This is a genomic window from Paenibacillus sp. SRL342, assembly GCF_984798905.1.
Map to the genome: position 1 here is coordinate 6,855,239 of NZ_OZ481790.1, position 17,290 is coordinate 6,872,528.

The window sequence follows — 17,290 nt, forward strand, 5'->3', positions numbered from 1 at the left end:
CACTTATGAATACAAAAACAACCGAACTTCAATCTGAGATTAAAGCGCATTGGGAAAAGCAAATTTTACCCTTCTGGTCCAACATTAAAGATACAACCCACGGTGGATTCTACGGCTGGGTTGGCAATGATCTTCAGGTGAATCCACAGGCACCCAAAGGCGGAATCGCCACAGCACGACAACTCTGGTCTTTTGCCGCAGCGTATCGGGTTACCGGAAACGAAAGATGGCGCGAGCACGCGGAGCATGCATACCGTTTTCTCGCCGATCATGTGATGGATACCGAATATGGCGGCATGTACTGGATGGTAGATTACACAGGGGAAGCACTGGATACGAGCAAACATGTGTATACGCAATCATTCGGCGTGTATTCACTCAGTGAGTACTATCGTGCTACCGGGGATGCCTCTGCATTGGAACTTGCGAAAACGCTTTTCGCTCTAATCGAGGACAAAGGTTTGGATGTCGAACTACCTGCGTACAAGGAACAATTTGATCGCACATGGAAGGAACAGCCCAATGAAATGCTGAGCGAAAATGGAGTGATTGCAGATTACACAATGAATACGCATATCCATGTGCTGGAGGCCTACACCACGCTCTATCGCGTGTGGCCGGATCAACAAGTGAAGGCAGCGCTGGAACGCCTGCTCGGGATTCTATATGAACGGGTGTATGACCAAGACACCAAGTTTCTCGGAGTATTTTTCAATAATCAGTGGGAATCCCTCATCGATCTGCGCTCGTTCGGACATGACATTGAAGCCAGCTGGCTGATCGACGAAGCACTGAAAGTTCTAGGGATGGAACAACATCCGGAGTATGCGGCAATGGTAACGGATATCGCCTATAACATCTCCAATGTAGCCGTGAATGTGGATGGTTCCCTGTTAAATGAACAAGAAGGTGAACATATCGATGAGAAGCGAATTTGGTGGGTTCAAGCCGAGGCGATGGTCGGTTTCTATAACGCGTATCAGCGTACAGGTGATCCAATGTTTCTGGAGAGAGTGGAGCGCTTGTGGACCTATACGCAAGAAAACATCATTGATCAGCGCGCTGGTGGGGAATGGTACTGGTCAGTTGATGGGAACGGAACACCGGATCAGAGCGAAATTGCCGGACCGTGGAAATGCCCGTATCACAATAGCAGATTCTGTATTGAACTAATCGAGAGGATGGGATCAGAATGATACACCCGAAATACAAGGAGTTACTGGAGAAACAGGAGCAGCTGCTTACTCGCCCCAATGAGATCAATTCTTCCTTCTACAACGGCATATATGATCGGTATCAATATCCGGTTATCACCCGCCATCATGTACCGCTGCATTGGAGATTCGATCTGGATGAGACGACCAACCCGCATTTCATGGAACGTCTGGGCATTAATGCGACGCTGAATCCTGGAGCCATCTATTTCAATGGCAAATACGTCATGGTTATTCGTACCGAAGGATTGGATCGCAAATCGATCTTTGCGCTCGCCGAGAGTGACAATGGCATCGACGGATTCCGCTTTACAGGTAAACCATTAGTCTGGGAAGATATTGATGCGGATGAAACCAATCAGTATGATATGCGCCTTGTTCAGCATGAGGATGGTTGGATCTATGGCATCTATTGCTCGGAACGCAAAGACCCGGAGGCTCCTGCATTTGATACATCCAGCGCAGTGGCACAGGCAGGACTGGTTCGTACACGGGATCTTACAAGCTGGGAACGGTTGCCCAACATCACAACGAATTCCCCTCAACAGCGCAATGTCGTATTACACCCGGAATTCGTGGATGGAAAATATGCCTTCTACACCCGTCCACAAGACGGATTCATCTCAACAGGCAGCGGCGGCGGAATCGCCTTTGGTCTGTGTGAGGACATCTTGAACCCTGTCATTCATGAAGAGACAATTATCGACGAACGGCAATATCATACGGTATACGAGGTCAAAAACGGTCAGGGCCCTGCTCCGCTCAAGACGGATCGTGGCTGGATTCACATTGCTCATGGAGTTCGGAACACCGCAGCAGGCCTGCGTTACGTGTTATACACCTTCGCGACGGATCTGAATGATCCGGCACGTATTATTGCCAAGCCGGGCGGCCACTTCATTGCTCCTTATGACGATGAGCGGGTAGGCGATGTGTCCAATGTTATTTTCTGCAACGGTGCTGTGGTCAATGAGAAGGAAGAAGTCTTTATCTATTACGCTTCCAGTGATACCCGCTGTCATGTGGCAACAACCACGCTGGAAAAATTAGTCGATTATACGTTCAATACACCGGCTGATCCGTATCGTTCCCTGGACTGTGCCAGCCAGCGGGGTCAGCTGATAGAACAGAATGAGAAGCTTTTACAGAAACAATTGACATAACATCGGTAGAGCGTCCTCTCAGGGAAACCTGCAATGTGCTGAAAATTAGCGAAACAACAGCCGGAATTGCTTTATTCCAAGTTGGTAACGATGTATACTGATATGGATTGTTATTATGTCGGAGAAAGCACTCATCATAATGACAGCACATTGTGCCTATACCGGCTTGAAGGAGGCGACCATACTGAAGAATAATATCACCATGCGGGATATCGCCGACAGGCTCGGGGTCAGCAGTGTGACCGTCTCGAAAGCATTGAATGATAAAGATGGCGTGAGTGGCGAATTAAAGGAAAAAATTAAAGTCCTTGCTGTTGAAATGGGCTACCGGTATAATGCCGCTGCCCGTTCGATGAAGGAAGGCTTAACCCATAATATTGGCGTAATTATCCCGGAGCGTTTTACCGGGCCTACGCAGTCGTTCTATGTACGCGTGTTCCAGCGCATCACCAAACATCTGGAGGAACAGGGCTACTACGGCATTCTGCACATTCTGAATGTGGAGGATGAGGAGGAATTAACACTGCCCAAGCTGTACAGCGACAACAAGGTCGATGGTTTCATCGTGCTCGGACAGATCAGCAAAGAGTATATTGAACTGGTGCGATCGATGGAAGTTCCCAAAATGTTTCTCGACTTCTACGATGAACATTCGGACATCGATTCCGTTGTTACCGATAACTTTTACGCTGCCTATGAGCTGACGAACTATCTGGTTCAGCAAGGCCACCGTAACATTGCTTATGTAGGGAACCTGTATTCCACGAGCAGCATCCAGGACCGATTCCTCGGTTACTACAAATCCTTGCTGGAACATCGGTTGCCAATGAATCCGGATCTGGTTCTGAATGATCGGGATGAACGGGGTACGTTTATTGAGATTGATCTGCCGGAACAGCTGCCAACCGCTTTTGTATGCAACTGTGATCAGGTCGCTCATCTGCTCGTTCAAAAACTGACTTCCATGGATATTCAGGTGCCTGGCCAATGCTCTGTTGTTGGTTTTGATAATGATATCTATGCGATGTTATCCGATCCCAAGCTGACAACTGTTGAAGTGGATGTGGAACAGATGGCACGCACGGCAGTTCAGTCCATGCTCAAAAAGGTCGACAACCCGAACCGCAGTTTCGGCCGTGTACACGTGAAAGGCAACATCATCTATCGTGACTCGGTGAGTACTGTGTCTGCCTCATCAGATACTATGGATAACTGAATTAAAAAAATGAAATCAACGAACACAGATGACTGGCCTTTATCTTACGGGCCAGTCTTTTCTAATGCATCGGAGCTTAACGACGGCGATGATCTGTTGAATTCTTCAAAAATGTAGTCGTTCTCCAAATCGAGAGGATGAGGATCAGCTCATACACATTGGTTAAAGCTCCACTTTCCACTGGCAGGGAGATTAACTGCCCTGCAAACAATAATGCAGTCCCAACAAACAGCCATACCCATTTATGTTTGAAAAGAACGATCAGGCTAACAAACAAGAGTACAAGCCCCACGATGATCACCATCATCGGCGGACCTCCATGACCTTCTGCCATATATCTCAGTACTCCATACTCTTCTGTAACTTTGAGATTTTTAACCTCGGACACAGTAAAGCCTACAATCTGGTAGACAACCAGACCTAAAGTTATCAGCCATGCTACCACACTCGTTATACTTCTATTGGCAAACCTGGCACCTGAGCTGCGCAAGATATGGTAACCAACAAGAATAAGGGTAGGGGTAGCAAAGGCATGTAACCAAAATCGAAGGCTACTGAGAACCATTAACATATCCCCTTCCCCTATCAACTTACCTACAGCAATAATTCCATTATCATATGCCAAGCTAAACGCTACAACTAGCTGAAAACTGGAATACGCAAGCCATTGCTTCCTCCGGGTTAAATCGACGCCCATCCGAGCAACAAGTATCAAATAAACAAGCGTAAGTGCGGAGTATATCCATACATCCAAACTGCTTCACCATCCTTATTGGTCAATTCTAATAATTATATTTACCGGTAAGTAAAATTACAAGTCGTACTTGTATAAATGGTTAATTTGTCATAAATTACTCACTGGGGTAATGAAGATGGATATTGATATACAACGATCACCGGAGAGACCAACACATGCTGTAGCTGGAGATGATCCACTTTTACAAGAAATCATTCTTCTATAGGCCACCAAACTGTTTATGTAGCTAAATTATATAAAAAGAGCACTCCCGGCTATCGTAGCTGCAGGAGCACTCTTTTCCTTATTTGAAGAACGTAAAAGCAACAGGTTACTCTGATATCAATAACTTGTCTTCAACCAATTGTCCTTGGACCAGGTCAATTTACCCGAACCCGCGCCATTGGAAGCCGTGAGGCGTGCATTCAAAGTGGACGGATCATCCGTGGTATAGCTGTACGGCAATGACGAGAAGCCATTCCAGAAGAACGATTTTATCACCGCCGGGATTGGCGCCAGTGGACTGCCAGACGTATCACTGCTGCCACGGAATGAGCTTCCATCCAAAGAATACATGGTATCGGTCACTCTGATTTTGCCGGTATAGGTTGAATCTGCCGGATCGGTCTGATTGTTGCGAACAGGATACAGCACGTCCTTGATGACTGATTTCTCAACCAATACGGCTCCGCTCTCTGTGGAGATTGCCCCATTGCCAATGATATCGAACTTATAACCTTTGGACGCAATCGCTGTTGCCATCGCCGTTGTAATTTTGGCTTTAGCGGCACGTGCCCCTGTCGAATCCATCACGATGTTGTATGCATGTGCGTTGCCTCCACGCAGGCGTGGCATCCGATCCTGAATATCTTTGTACAGATTATGGTGCAGTGTCATGGACAGGTTGGCGTTAGCTGATTCCAAGCTGGTCGAACCGACCAGATGTCCTTTCTTTTGTGGTCCTGAGATGGCGATAATATCGGCTTTGCTAAGACCTACAGCACTGCTGCGAAGGTAGTTGTACATGGGATAGGAAGCCTTATTCGCTTCCAATTCGTTAATCTGCTGGGTAACCCAGCTGTTCGAGCTGCCGTCATCCCCTTTGAAGAGGGACCAGGAGATGGTCACGCCACTGGTTCCTTTTTTCGAATCGACAAGTCCGTCATAGGCTTTATTAAATGTGCAGTGATCAATCCATACGTTGCTGTTCTCCTCCAGGGTGATGTAATCCCAATCGTTCTTGTCGTAATCACCTTTGGTGGATTCATCCCATTCCCATAACTCATCGAATTCCAGGTTGCGGATGATGACATTTGAGCTTCGTTTCACGCTGATCGCAGCGTGTTTGATTTTGGAGCCATTGGCGGAGAAAATCGTGAGTCCATTGAAACCGTCAATCGTGAGCTTGCTGACACCAGTCTGTTTTAATACGGGATGCGTCAGCGCATCATTATGCTTGGCAAAAGGAGAAGTCTGCGCTGCGCTCGGAATTTCATTCCATCCCAGATTCAGATCGTTCATGATCTCAACAACTTTGACACCGGAGTTCTTTTTCAGAGCCAGTGCCAGATCGGTCGCATTATACACTTTCTTATACGTGGCTGTGTTTGATTCGCTAATGATGCCGCCGCCCGCGTTCCCTTGGGAGAAGCCTGTGAGATTGTAGTCTGCGTTGCCTGCTGCCTGCACACTTGCCGGGCCGGACAATAAAGTTAACCCCAACGTTAGAGCCAAGGCTGTGCTGCATAAGCTTCGAAATTTGATTTTCATCGATTCCATTCCTCCCGAAATATAATGATTACATTCGCCCATCGCTGCCATGCCATGTTACGAAGGACATGTTCTCAATGTACATTTTGTAAACGATTACAACAATAATCTCTATCTCACATATGGTTGGAAAAGGCTGGTATGGTAAGGGTTTGTACTGTAAGCAACCTTGAATCGTACAGAGTTAACTTGGGGAGTAAGGTTTCATGGATATATCGTGGTACAAGAACATTCCAGATGGGATGAAATTAAAAAAGCAGGACTGCATCTGCTGCAGACCTGCTCGATTTTACTTTTTGATGGAACGTGTCCAGAAGCCGCCATGGAACTGTTTGGGCTCCACGGTAATAACAAATGCTTTGGGGTCCAGATCGAGAATCGTCTGGTAGAGCAATTTCTGGTTTTTACGTTTTGCCAGAATCTCCATCACAAGCCGATCTCCATCACGTCCACTGCCCACCCATGCAGTAACACCATATCCTTTATCTCGCAGGGCATTCGCGACGTTGTTGCCCATCTGGTTACAGATGACTTTAACGGTAACGTAACCGAGCGCGATCTTCTCTTCAATCCACGCACCGAGCAACACTCCCAGTCCATAACCCACCGCGTATACGATCAGGGCCGAAGGCTGAGTCAGGTATTGGAGCACAAGATTCAGACCGAGTACATAGATCACAATCTCACCCATGCTGATCAGTGCAGCGATGTATTTCTGGCCTTTGAGTGTCAGAATCATCCGTAATGTATAAGCCGATACGTATACAATCTGGATCAAAAAGATAAATACCAATATTTTAAACAATCACAATCCCTCTTTCCTGGCCTTCACAATGGAATTGGCCCTTTGCTGCATATCCTCGACGATTTCGTATCATCTATGCTTCCTGTATGTTCGCTCTATCTCCATCATTGGACGTTATACCCTCATTCTAAACGGTTGGATGTAAATCCGTAGGCATTTTCTGCTCTCTGGCATGCCGGAACTGCCATTATAGAACCGTTTGTACCGATTATCAACCCGGCGGAGTTCCCAGGGTCGAAAACGGGGGTCTTTGAATATGCTGTATCATCATAAAGCCAAGCACGCTGGCACAGGATATCAGGTCAAAACCAGGATGGATGGGTCAAAACAAAAAGGGGGTACCGTCATGCAGCTATGGCAGGAGATGGAGCGGGAAGGCATGGAGGAACTCATTTTTTGCCATGATGCAGATAGTGGATTGAGGGCGGTCATTGCCATTCATAACACGGTCCTTGGGCCTGCGCTGGGCGGATGCCGTTACTGGACATATGCCTCCGAGGAAGAAGCTGTTCGGGATGCCGTGAAACTTGCCAAAGGCATGACGTACAAAAATGCAATCTCCGGACTGCCGTATGGTGGCGGGAAAGTGGTCATATGGAATGTGCCTATTGCGAAGAATGCAAAACCGGTTGAGGATGGTTGCGGGTCTCAGAGCGTTGAGCATGTTGCTGGAGATCTAGGGGTAGAGCAGCAAAAGAGCGCTGCCGCAGAAGGGGAAGTCGTTGCCAATCAGGTGGCGCATCCACAAGATAAAAGTCTGGATACGGACGTATCCAAGCGGGCGCAGCGCTTTCGTGCACTGGGACGTTGTCTGGAGCGGCTGAACGGACGGTACGTGACCGGTCTTGATCTGGGTACCACGGCGACAGACATGGACCAGATCCGACTGGAGACCGCACATGTGACGGACACCACGGGTTCGCTTGGGGCGCAGGATGACTTCACTGCCGAGATGACCGCCTACGGCGTACACATCGGCATTGTGACCTCCCTGCGCCAGCAAGGCATTGCATCTTTGCAGGGCATTCCCGTTGCCGTCCAGGGACTTGGCAAGGTCGGGTATGCCCTGTGCCGTTACCTGCATGCAGCCGGGGCACGGCTCATTGTGGCAGACGTTGTACCGGAGCGTGTACAACGTGCCCTTGTGCAGTTCAGCGGCGCCATCCCGGCCGATCCGGCCCATATCCACGCCGCTGACTGCAAGGTCTTCGCCCCCTGTGCCCTAGGGGGCGTACTGACCCCGGCAACGGTGGAGGAGCTTTGCTGCTCCATCGTTGCCGGGGCGGCCAACAACCAGCTGAGTGAACGACAGCTGGTTGCAGGCCGCATGCAGGCGCGCGGTATCCTGTACGCGCCTGATTATGTGCTCAACGCAGGCGGAATCATCTCCACCGCCTACGAGCTGGAAGGCGCCGGGCCTGACCTGATCCGCCAAAAAGTGGCGGGGATTGCAGGCACGCTGAGCAAGGTATACGCAGAGGCTACGCAATCTGCGATCTCCACAGCGGATGCAGCCGATCGGCTAGCGGAATCCATCCTCCGAGCAGGCCTCACAAGATAGGGTGCCCCCTCCTGGGGAACCTCCACTGCTTTACTTCATTCTAACGAACCTGATACACGTTATTAGCCCCTTTTAGCATGGATCTAAAATCTAACGAATCTCAGACACGTTATTGTGCCAAGTTTGGTCCTTTTTCAAGCTAAATAACTACTTTTCCGAAGGATAGCGTTCCTGAGGTTCGTTAGAATTTATATTTCAGATTCTGACCCTGAATAGGTTGTCTCAGGTTCGTTAGCGCTGCGGACGAGGTTCTATGGGGTAGTATCACTTATCAAAAGAGCTAACCTAGACGTAAGTGTCCCGGTTAGCTCTTTTACCCTCTCTTATCGTTTAGCGCTCTTACTCTCTTTCTCTACTACTCTATTCTCAAACTGCAACCGGCCTCTTCTTCGCTGTCTTCTTCTCCTGAAACAGTAGCGTCCACAGCAACACATTCGCTACGATCAGTAACGCACCATAGATCCATACGCCCCCCGATACCGAGCGGAAAAAGACATGGACTCCCCATAACATAGCAAGCACAGGAAGGGCGGCGAATACATACCAGCCATCACTTTGCTGCGCCATACTGAAGGACTGGGAGAACGGCGGCTTACGCAGCAACAACTTGCCTGCCAGTGGGACAAGCGCCGTAGCCGTCAGCATAATTATCGCAATATCTGGCAGTATACGTAATCCAAATGTCCAGGTGAACAAAATGGCATTTGCCAGAAATATAGGCAGGAACATGTTGCATAAGAATGCCTTTAGAGCTCCTTTATATAACGCGCTATCATTCGCCATCGGTGCAGCGCGAAAAGTCCAGAATGCCTTATATTGTCCTGAAAATTTCAGCATGACTACAACCGTTACAACCAGCATCAGCACGATGTAAAAGGTGTATACAAACGAACTTTGTCTAAACTCCGCCCAACTAGAAGATTGCAATTCAGTAAACCAAAATACATAAGGTAAAACAAATGATAAACCAAGCGATGGATACACCTTCAGCTTGAATTCCCGTTCATTACGCATCATGCTGGCTGACAGACGGAAGCAAGCCTGCTCCTCTCTCGAACGACTGACCACCTTGGAGATCAACCGATCCCATCTTCCACGTCTGCGTCCGGAGGACTGACCCGAATGTGCCATTTTTTCCAAATACAATTCAAAGGAAGGCATAAGCTTCACATATACGATCATACTCACGACAGGAACCAAGACTGCCAGTGCTGTGAACGTATAGATCCACACATTCCCGCCCCCTGCAAATAACCATTCATATGCAGCCGCATACCATAACGGAGGTAACAGCAACTGCCACCAAGCCGGGGTAAATACCATACCAAAGTCAATAATGCTGAACGAACGAATGACCAGCTGATAACCGATCGCAATCCCCACGGATAGCAGAATCTGCACCATATTGATCATATCCTTCAGCTTCTCGCCATCCAGAAACTTCATCATGAACAGATAGATCAGGGACGTTGTCACCAGAATTAACATATTGATCAGAATCAGTTCCACAAGAAAAATCAGAAAGAATCCGATCCCATGCGTCACCAACGCGGCAATTAGCGGTATACCGGTTAATGAACCCGTCAGCAATAGCAGATATACGCCTGCGTGGATGGCTCGGGCCATACCTACCGTTCGCCCATTAACGGGCTTCGTCATGATGATATTGCGATCCCGAATGTCCAGCAGTACGGAAGAAAAATCCGAGATCATGGACGTCATGATCATAAACATTAAAATGCCAAATACAAGACCCATCTGAAGCATAAAATGCCCCGTATCCCAGACGACGAAGGGAACCATCATCAGTCCCATTAATCCATACAACCACAGGGATCGAAGAAACTGATTACCTTCCTTGCGCTCCTTTTTCCCTGAATTGTTGGATAAAATAGTAGGTACTCTACGTTGATCCATCTGGAACTTCACTCGCAAGATCAGGCGCAGCACATCATAATCCGCCCCTGTTTTGGCGATGAGCGGACGAAAGCGATCCAGAATCTGGAGTGTACGGAAGTCTGAGGATTCCTCCATATCAGTACACCTCCTGCACAATGGATACAAAACGCTCAGCAATGGATTTATGTTCATTGAAGCCCGTTAATTGATTGAATACTTCCTCCAGCGAGCCTTCCATGGATTGCTGTTGGAGCTGCTTGAACGTACCGTCTGCCACTACGCGTCCTTCAGCGATCAGTACAATTCGACTGCTGATCTTCTCCACCACATCCATGATGTGTGACGAATAGAAGATGGTTGTGCCTTTGGCTGACAATTGTGACAAAATCTCTTTGACCACCATCACACTATTGGCATCCAATCCGCTAAGCGGTTCATCCAGGAACAACAGATCCGGGTCGTGCAGCAGCGCAGAGATTAACAGCACTTTCTGACGCATACCTTTGGAAAAGGAGGCAATGCGGGAATGATATGATTTTTCCAGTCCAAAACAATCCATCAATAGCTTGGCTTTGTAATCCGCATCTTCATAGGACATACCGTATAACTCTCCCGTAAAAGTCAGATACTCCGCAGGCGTTAATTGTTCGTATAATTCCGCGACCTCCGGTACATAGCCAATTCTGCGCTTATACTCTACATCGCCATCCGCAATATCTTTACCAAAGATTCGCACCGTGCCTACATATCCTTCAACCAGCCCGAGTAAGATCTTAACCGTTGTACTTTTGCCAGCCCCGTTTGGACCAATATATCCAATCATCTCACCGCGATTTACTTCCAGATCGATGCCATTCAACACATAACGTCCGTTGTATCTCATACGCAAGCTTTCAATGGATAGCACTTGTTGTTCACTCACTTCGTTATCCAGCTCCTGTCTCTATCTTTTTCTACAATTCTACTAGTTTACCACAGATTGGGATGGTAATGATCGGAAAAAGGTCACGATATCAGCCATCGTCTGGACATCCCCTACGAGTAAAAGCATCACTTAAATGCGTGAATACATCACAAAGCCCCTGTCCCACCTTATGGTAAGAGACAAGGGCTTCCACTTTATGCTGAACCTTATTTTATAATATTTAAAACGTCTTACTGCACCTTAACAATCTGAAAATGCTGATTCGCACCGCCATTATCCGTCCACTGGATGGCCGCAGCCCCATCTGCCAGGGATTGACTAGAGATATCCAATACCTTGCCTGTACTGCGGTTTTTCAGTTTATAATAACCACCACCTACATGGACGAGTTGCCATTGCTGGCTGGCCCAGCCACCATCATGCCACTGTTCAATGACAGCCCCATCGGTCGTGGCACCATTCTCCACACCAATTAGCTTGCCACTGGAACGGTTGATGATTTTGACATAACCGCCACCCGCATCGGTAATCTGCCACTGTTGACTTGTCATCCCCCCATCTGCTCGCTGCTCCAGATCCGCACCGTTGGCGGAAGAACCCCCAATGACATTTAGCAATTTGTTACTCTTACGACTAATCAGCTGATATGAAGCATTCGGGTCCCATACATCCGATGTACTAATTCCGGTCACAGTCCCTGTTGCTGTATCAATCGTAATACTGCTGGCCCAGTTCATCGCCAGACTAGTTGCACTCGGGAATGAGAGTGGCAGCCAGACATACTTGGAATCCTGCACGGGTCCGCTCCAGGCACCGGCCCAGCGATCACCCATGTAGAGATAAGATGTGGTCTGTGAACCTTCTACAGGAACAACATAGGTGGATTGAGAACCATATGTTGTGCTGTCTCCAAAATTGCTTAGGCCGCTCCATGTGCCTGTAATGCTGGAGACTGTCGCATATTTGGCCTGATTTGGATTCCAGCCGGTCGCACCCGAGGTGATCAGGAAGTAGACGCCGTCTTTTTTGAATAGAGCAGGTGCTTCACGATATTGTCCAGGCCACAGCGTTGTGACGAGGGATTCCACACCCAGGAAATCCGGGGTCAGCTTATATATATTCAGATCAGCATTCACTCGGGTCGCAGAGATCAGATAAGCGGTTCCGTTATCGTTGTATACCGTCATATCTCTGGAGTCATACCCAAGTGGACGATAACTGCCCACATACGTGTAATTGCCATCAACCGTATTCGAAGTAGCTACCGCCACTCGGGCCTCGCCATAATCAAGACCATTCTCCTTGTGCATCCACAGCACATATTTGCCAGTCGAACTGTTATAGATGACTTTTGGACGTTCAATGTTGGAGATATTTAGCTCGGTAGCCGAGCTGCTGGTCAGCACATCATTGCGATACTCCCAGTTCTTCAGATCCGATGAACGATACACCGATACCGCCTTGAACGTTCCATTTGTATTACGATTCTCCCCGAACCAGTAATAATACCCGTTTGCCTTGATCATCCCGCCCCCATGGGCATGAACAACATTGCCATTGGTATCCTTGAACTGTATCCCGTTTGTTACACTAAGCGGAGCAGCTGAAGCATACGGTCCGGGTGCAAGCAGCATCCCTATTGATTGCAGTGCCAAGAGTAAAACAAGCAGATAACTTAAGCGGTGGGTAAAGCGGCGTGAAAGTGTATTCTTTTTCAACCATCCATCGTTCATAGCCATATCGTAATGCACCTCCATATTTTTAGTGAAGCGCTTACATAAAAATAAAATCGATATGTCTCTTCTGCCTCCGATCGATGATGCATTTCAGCATTAAAATTCCTGGCATTACTGGCTGGGCCTTCACCTCCCTGATTCCGATTGTATCCGCCACGTTCCCGCTCGAATAGTGAACAATCCGGCGGAAGATGTACAATTTTATACTCCGCTCTCTCCATAAACAGCAAAAAGACGCTTCCCCCGAAGCGTCCACTGCTATACCTGCCCTGCACCTCCATGATGTAACGATCTCTAGCTGTGTAAGGCTGTTCATAGGCAGGTTTTTATATGATGTTTTAACGGCGTATACTCGCCCTTATTGCTTAATCTTGGTCGTCAAAATCCTGGTCAAACGATAATACTTTACCTGTGTTGGCATCGATATCTACATCTGCTTCACCTTGAGCAGTTCTCAGTTCGATCTCATACACATAGCGACCATCATCATGATCCAGCTCGACTTTGGTTACTTTACCACCCGTAACTTGTTTCAACGCAATGTTTGAAGCTTGGGATGCCGTCAATTTGACCTGCTTGGAAGCAGAGTTATTAGACGTGTTGCCGGATACAGTACCTTTATAATCGTCGTCATCATCGTAGTCTTCATCATTCACGACCGCAAGGATTTTGCCTGTATAAGCATCCAGACGAACGACAACATCATTAGTTCCTTTTCTGTCGATCTCAACTTCATAGAACGTTTGGCCGTTTCTACGCTCCAGATCCACGTCATCCACTTTACCATCGGCCGCTTTTAACGCCAACGCTTTCGCTTGTGATGCATTCAGCATTTTACCTGTGCTGTTCTGATTCTGTGTTGCAGATTGTGTTGTTGACGTTGGTGTAGTTTGCACCGATTGTCCGTTCACATTCCCGCTAGCCGCCACGGCTGATCCACCAAGTAATACTGCTGCTGACAAGCTACCAATCCAAAGTTTATGTTTGTTCATCATCATCATTCATCTCCTCGTTGTTGTTTTCGTTCTCGTCTACTTTTATAGAATAACCTGCAGGAATGAGAGATCAGCGAGAGTTAGATTAGAATTTGATGAGAAAATGAAGAGAATGCTCATTTAATGAGTGTTCATTATGTATGTAATCTAAAAGAAATGAAAAAGATGACCCCTAAATTAGGAATCATCTATCCAACAAGGTGTAACTCTATATTCAATGGATTCCTGTACAAATGTTAATCCTCGTCCTCATCCCAAGTCACCGATCGAATCGCTCCCGAGATCGCATTCACCTGCACAATGGCTTCCCTGCCATCCGCCAGATCAATTTCCACCAGATAATACGGATTCCCGCTGTTGGTTCCACGCAGTTCGATGTCGTCCACTTCCCCCGGAACCTCCGCAAGTGCCTTCTGCTTGGCTTGTTTCTCGCTCAGAAACTGAGGTTTGGGATCATCCTTGGTTGGTTCAGTTGTCGGGGCTGCTATTGTTTTGGAAGCTATCGTCTCTCCCGTGTATGGATCAATCGTGAGTTCTTCACGGCTGTTATCCTTTGCCTTTACTACCGCGGTGTATACCGGACTGCCTTGCTGCTCCACAAGTTCAAGCGAGACCAATTGGTTATCTGTTTGTTGTTTTAACAACGCCGTCTTGATCTGCTCGCGGCTCCATAACGTCTTCTCTTCCGCTTGCGGGTTCGACTCCAGCCGTTTAATGGAATTCACAGCAGCTGTAACGGCATCCACTTGCACATCATATAGGCCGGTCTCCGAACGGAGCTGCATGATATACGTCCCATCCTTCAACGTGGAATTCACAATCTCACCCGGATATTGATCCAGTACGGATTGGGCCGCCGCATCTGCCGTAAGTACCGCACCCGTCGATTGCCACGGCTTCCACCACACAACAGCTGCTACAATCAGCACAACTAGAAGTCCTGCACCCCACCAGAGTGACCTTCGCGATTTTGCCCATCCACTGTTCCCTTGTTCATGCCGTTTCATCTCCGGTGGTCGCTGCTCATGCTCTGTCATCACGTTTCCCCCTATGCACTCTCTTATCATCCCCAGTTGATCTGATGCTTATCAGTATATAAGAGAAGAATGAGAATTTCATGAGAGCGGCCCGTTCTGAACCGATAAAGGCAAAATAATTGAAGCCTCGGTGCCTTCACCCTCGGTGCTGGTCAGTTCGATCCGTGCTCCAACTGCTCCTGCAAGCTCTTTGGCAAGTGACAACCCCAGACCTGAACCACTTGCGCCTAAGCTGCGTGTCCTGGCCGGATCAACCCGGTAGAATCGGTCAAATACCTTCTCCAGCTCGTCCTCCCGCATACCAATCCCGGTATCCACGATTCGAATACGGCACTCCTGTCCCTTGGCTTCCAGCCTGACTTCAATTGCATCCTCACTATACTTCCGGGCATTATCCAGCAAAATAAACAAAAGCTGCTTCAGCTTACTCTCATCGCTGATCGCCCAGATTGGACCTGGATCTTCACACCGGACTTCACGGTGATAGGCTTCGCGAAACGCACGTGTGGAGTCTGTAGCCAGTCTCGTGATATCCACACGTTCCAGCTGCACATTCCACTGCTCTGGCTGCTTCGCAAGCAGTAACAGTTGCTCGGTCATCTCCCGCATACGAACCGATTCGGCCAGAATCGCTTCTACCGCTTCATCAAATACCTCGGGCCGCTCTTTTCCTCGCCGCTGTAGCAGGCTGGCATAGCTCTCAATAATGGTCAGTGGAGTTTTGAGCTCATGAGATGCATCAGATACAAATCGTTCCTGTCGTTCAAAGTTGGATTCGAGCAGATCCATCATCCGGTTAAACGTCTGTCCCATCGTTTTCAGTTCATCCTTAGACCCTTCCTCCAGTGGAAGACGCTTGAATTGGCCGCTGGACTGAATGTCACTCATTGTACGTGTCATCTGCTGAATCGGTCTGGTCATCCGATTCGCCAGAATCCGGCTGGAGATAATGGCTGGAATGAGAGCAATAATCGTGACCGCCACAAGCACGGTTCGCAGTACAGATAGGCGATTCTCTGTCTCTGCTACACTCTCGGTGACCTGCACATTCACCACCTCGCCATCAGGCCAGATGACCGGGACTGATACCCACACATAACCAATCTGTTCAACTTGGGTATACTCCGATTTCTTCTCACTTTCATACTTATAGGGCAGCTTGCTCAGCTGCTCGGAAGCTGCTGTTGTTGTCACCGGGGAACTGGTGCCGTCTTCAATAACAATCCGAAGCATGCCGTTCACAGGCGCGTACGCCCGTAACAAGTCATCCGGCGGAATGGAGCCGGCAGACTGACGCACTCCTTTGACAATAGACTCCGCTTCCGCTTCCACCCGATTAACTTCGTTATCAATCGACATCCGTTCAAACACGATGTAGACGGATAGGTTCACCGCGATTAACAGCACAGCAAATAATACAGACGAATATCCGTAGATTTTACTGCGCAGGCTCATAACTGTTCCTTCAGGACGTATCCAACGCCCCGTACGGTATGTATTAAGGGCGGTGTGAATCCGTTATCCACCTTTTTGCGCACATAACGGATGTACACATCCACCACATTGGTATCTCCATAATAATCGTATCCCCACACGGCCTGTACAATCTGGTCACGACTGAGCACCTGACGTTGATTCTGAAGCAGATACACGAGCAGGTCGAACTCACGTGGAGTAAGCTCAATGGCCACACCATCTCGGGATACCTCTCGCGTTCCTTCATTTAGTTTCAACCCGGCAGCCGTCAACCAGCCCGCCTCAGCTTCATCCTGATGCCCAGAAGAGCCATTCCCCGGATCAGCAGGTGTAGACGAAATAGCGGAAGAAGCCACAGACGCTACTGCACTAAGCCGCAATGCAGCCCGAACTCGGGCAAGCAGCTCTTCAATCTGGAACGGCTTGGTGATGTAGTCATTGGCTCCTAGATCCAGGCCGGATACTTTGTCTTCCACAGAATCTTTGGCAGTGAGCATAATGATCGGAACCGTAGCATCTTTGGCACGAACTCGCCGCAACACTTCAATTCCACTCAGACCAGGCAACATCACATCCAGCAGAATCAGATCCCACTGTCCTTCAGCATACTTCTCCAGTCCTTCTGTTCCACTACCAGCCTTGCCCACCTGATACCCCTCATACTGTAGTTCCAGTTCCAGCAGACGTGCTATTTTGGGCTCATCCTCTATGACCAGCACGGCTTCGTTCATGCAGCGCTCCCCCTCATCCCCATCAT

General features: G+C 48.4%; 14 protein-coding genes. 4 read left to right on the top strand and 10 right to left on the bottom strand.

The window, feature by feature from the left end; translation table 11 throughout:
• Positions 1-5 precede the first annotated feature (5 nt).
• From AC4E8D_RS30410 to AC4E8D_RS30420, 3 genes are all read left to right on the top strand, one after another.
• Positions 6-1,196, top strand: a complete 1,191-nt coding sequence (locus tag AC4E8D_RS30410) for an AGE family epimerase/isomerase (RefSeq protein WP_490205640.1) — start codon at positions 6-8, stop codon at positions 1,194-1,196.
• Positions 1,193-2,377, top strand: a complete 1,185-nt coding sequence (locus tag AC4E8D_RS30415) for a glycoside hydrolase family 130 protein (protein WP_221819864.1) — start codon at positions 1,193-1,195, stop codon at positions 2,375-2,377. Before AC4E8D_RS30410 ends, AC4E8D_RS30415 begins: the two co-directional genes overlap by 4 nt.
• Positions 2,378-2,516: 139 nt before the next feature.
• Positions 2,517-3,593 (top strand): substrate-binding domain-containing protein, encoded by a 1,077-nt coding sequence (locus tag AC4E8D_RS30420; RefSeq protein ID WP_221819865.1) that lies wholly within the window; start codon positions 2,517-2,519, stop codon positions 3,591-3,593.
• A gap of 76 nt (positions 3,594-3,669) precedes the next feature.
• Here AC4E8D_RS30420 and AC4E8D_RS30425 read toward each other — a convergent pair whose 3' ends face one another.
• The 3 genes from AC4E8D_RS30425 to AC4E8D_RS30435 form a co-directional block, all read right to left on the bottom strand.
• Positions 3,670-4,347 carry a hypothetical protein gene (locus AC4E8D_RS30425; RefSeq protein ID WP_221819867.1) on the bottom strand — a complete coding sequence of 226 codons (678 nt, stop codon included), beginning with the start codon at positions 4,345-4,347 and terminating at the stop codon, positions 3,670-3,672.
• Positions 4,348-4,671: 324 nt separating this feature from the next.
• A complete protein-coding gene (locus AC4E8D_RS30430) occupies positions 4,672-6,108 on the bottom strand; it encodes a pectate lyase family protein (RefSeq protein WP_463674779.1) in 1,437 nt (478 codons plus the stop codon).
• Positions 6,109-6,388: 280 nt separating this feature from the next.
• Entirely contained in the window at positions 6,389-6,904 is a 516-nt protein-coding gene (locus tag AC4E8D_RS30435; protein WP_036606590.1) for a DUF2179 domain-containing protein, read from the bottom strand.
• Between the two features lie 346 nt (positions 6,905-7,250).
• Here AC4E8D_RS30435 and AC4E8D_RS30440 point away from each other — a divergent pair, with 346 nt between their 5' ends.
• The gene (locus AC4E8D_RS30440; RefSeq protein WP_490205641.1) at positions 7,251-8,465 is read left to right on the top strand and encodes a Leu/Phe/Val dehydrogenase; all 1,215 of its coding nucleotides are present in this window, start codon (positions 7,251-7,253) and stop codon (positions 8,463-8,465) included.
• Positions 8,466-8,831: 366 nt separating this feature from the next.
• Here AC4E8D_RS30440 and AC4E8D_RS30445 read toward each other — a convergent pair whose 3' ends face one another.
• The 7 genes from AC4E8D_RS30445 to AC4E8D_RS30475 all read right to left on the bottom strand — a co-directional run bounded on the left by AC4E8D_RS30445 (position 8,832) and on the right by AC4E8D_RS30475 (position 17,264).
• Positions 8,832-10,499: a hypothetical protein gene (locus tag AC4E8D_RS30445; protein WP_490205642.1), complete on the bottom strand. Its 1,668-nt coding sequence runs from the start codon at positions 10,497-10,499 to the stop codon at positions 8,832-8,834.
• A 1-nt stretch (position 10,500) separates the two neighbouring features.
• Complete coding sequence (locus AC4E8D_RS30450) at positions 10,501-11,286, bottom strand: ABC transporter ATP-binding protein (protein ID WP_490205643.1); 786 nt, start codon at positions 11,284-11,286, stop codon at positions 10,501-10,503.
• A gap of 233 nt (positions 11,287-11,519) precedes the next feature.
• On the bottom strand, positions 11,520-12,923 hold the full coding sequence (locus AC4E8D_RS30455) for an RICIN domain-containing protein (protein ID WP_490206520.1): 1,404 nt from the start codon (positions 12,921-12,923) through the stop codon (positions 11,520-11,522).
• 467 nt (positions 12,924-13,390) lie between these two features.
• On the bottom strand, positions 13,391-14,026 hold the full coding sequence (locus AC4E8D_RS30460) for a PepSY domain-containing protein (protein ID WP_083684550.1): 636 nt from the start codon (positions 14,024-14,026) through the stop codon (positions 13,391-13,393).
• Between the two features lie 230 nt (positions 14,027-14,256).
• Positions 14,257-15,057 carry a PepSY domain-containing protein gene (locus AC4E8D_RS30465; protein WP_490205644.1) on the bottom strand — a complete coding sequence of 267 codons (801 nt, stop codon included), beginning with the start codon at positions 15,055-15,057 and terminating at the stop codon, positions 14,257-14,259.
• Between the two features lie 78 nt (positions 15,058-15,135).
• Entirely contained in the window at positions 15,136-16,512 is a 1,377-nt protein-coding gene (locus AC4E8D_RS30470; protein ID WP_490205645.1) for a sensor histidine kinase, read from the bottom strand.
• Complete coding sequence (locus tag AC4E8D_RS30475) at positions 16,509-17,264, bottom strand: response regulator transcription factor (RefSeq protein WP_221819896.1); 756 nt, start codon at positions 17,262-17,264, stop codon at positions 16,509-16,511. Before AC4E8D_RS30475 ends, AC4E8D_RS30470 begins: the two co-directional genes overlap by 4 nt.
• Positions 17,265-17,290 lie beyond the last annotated feature (26 nt).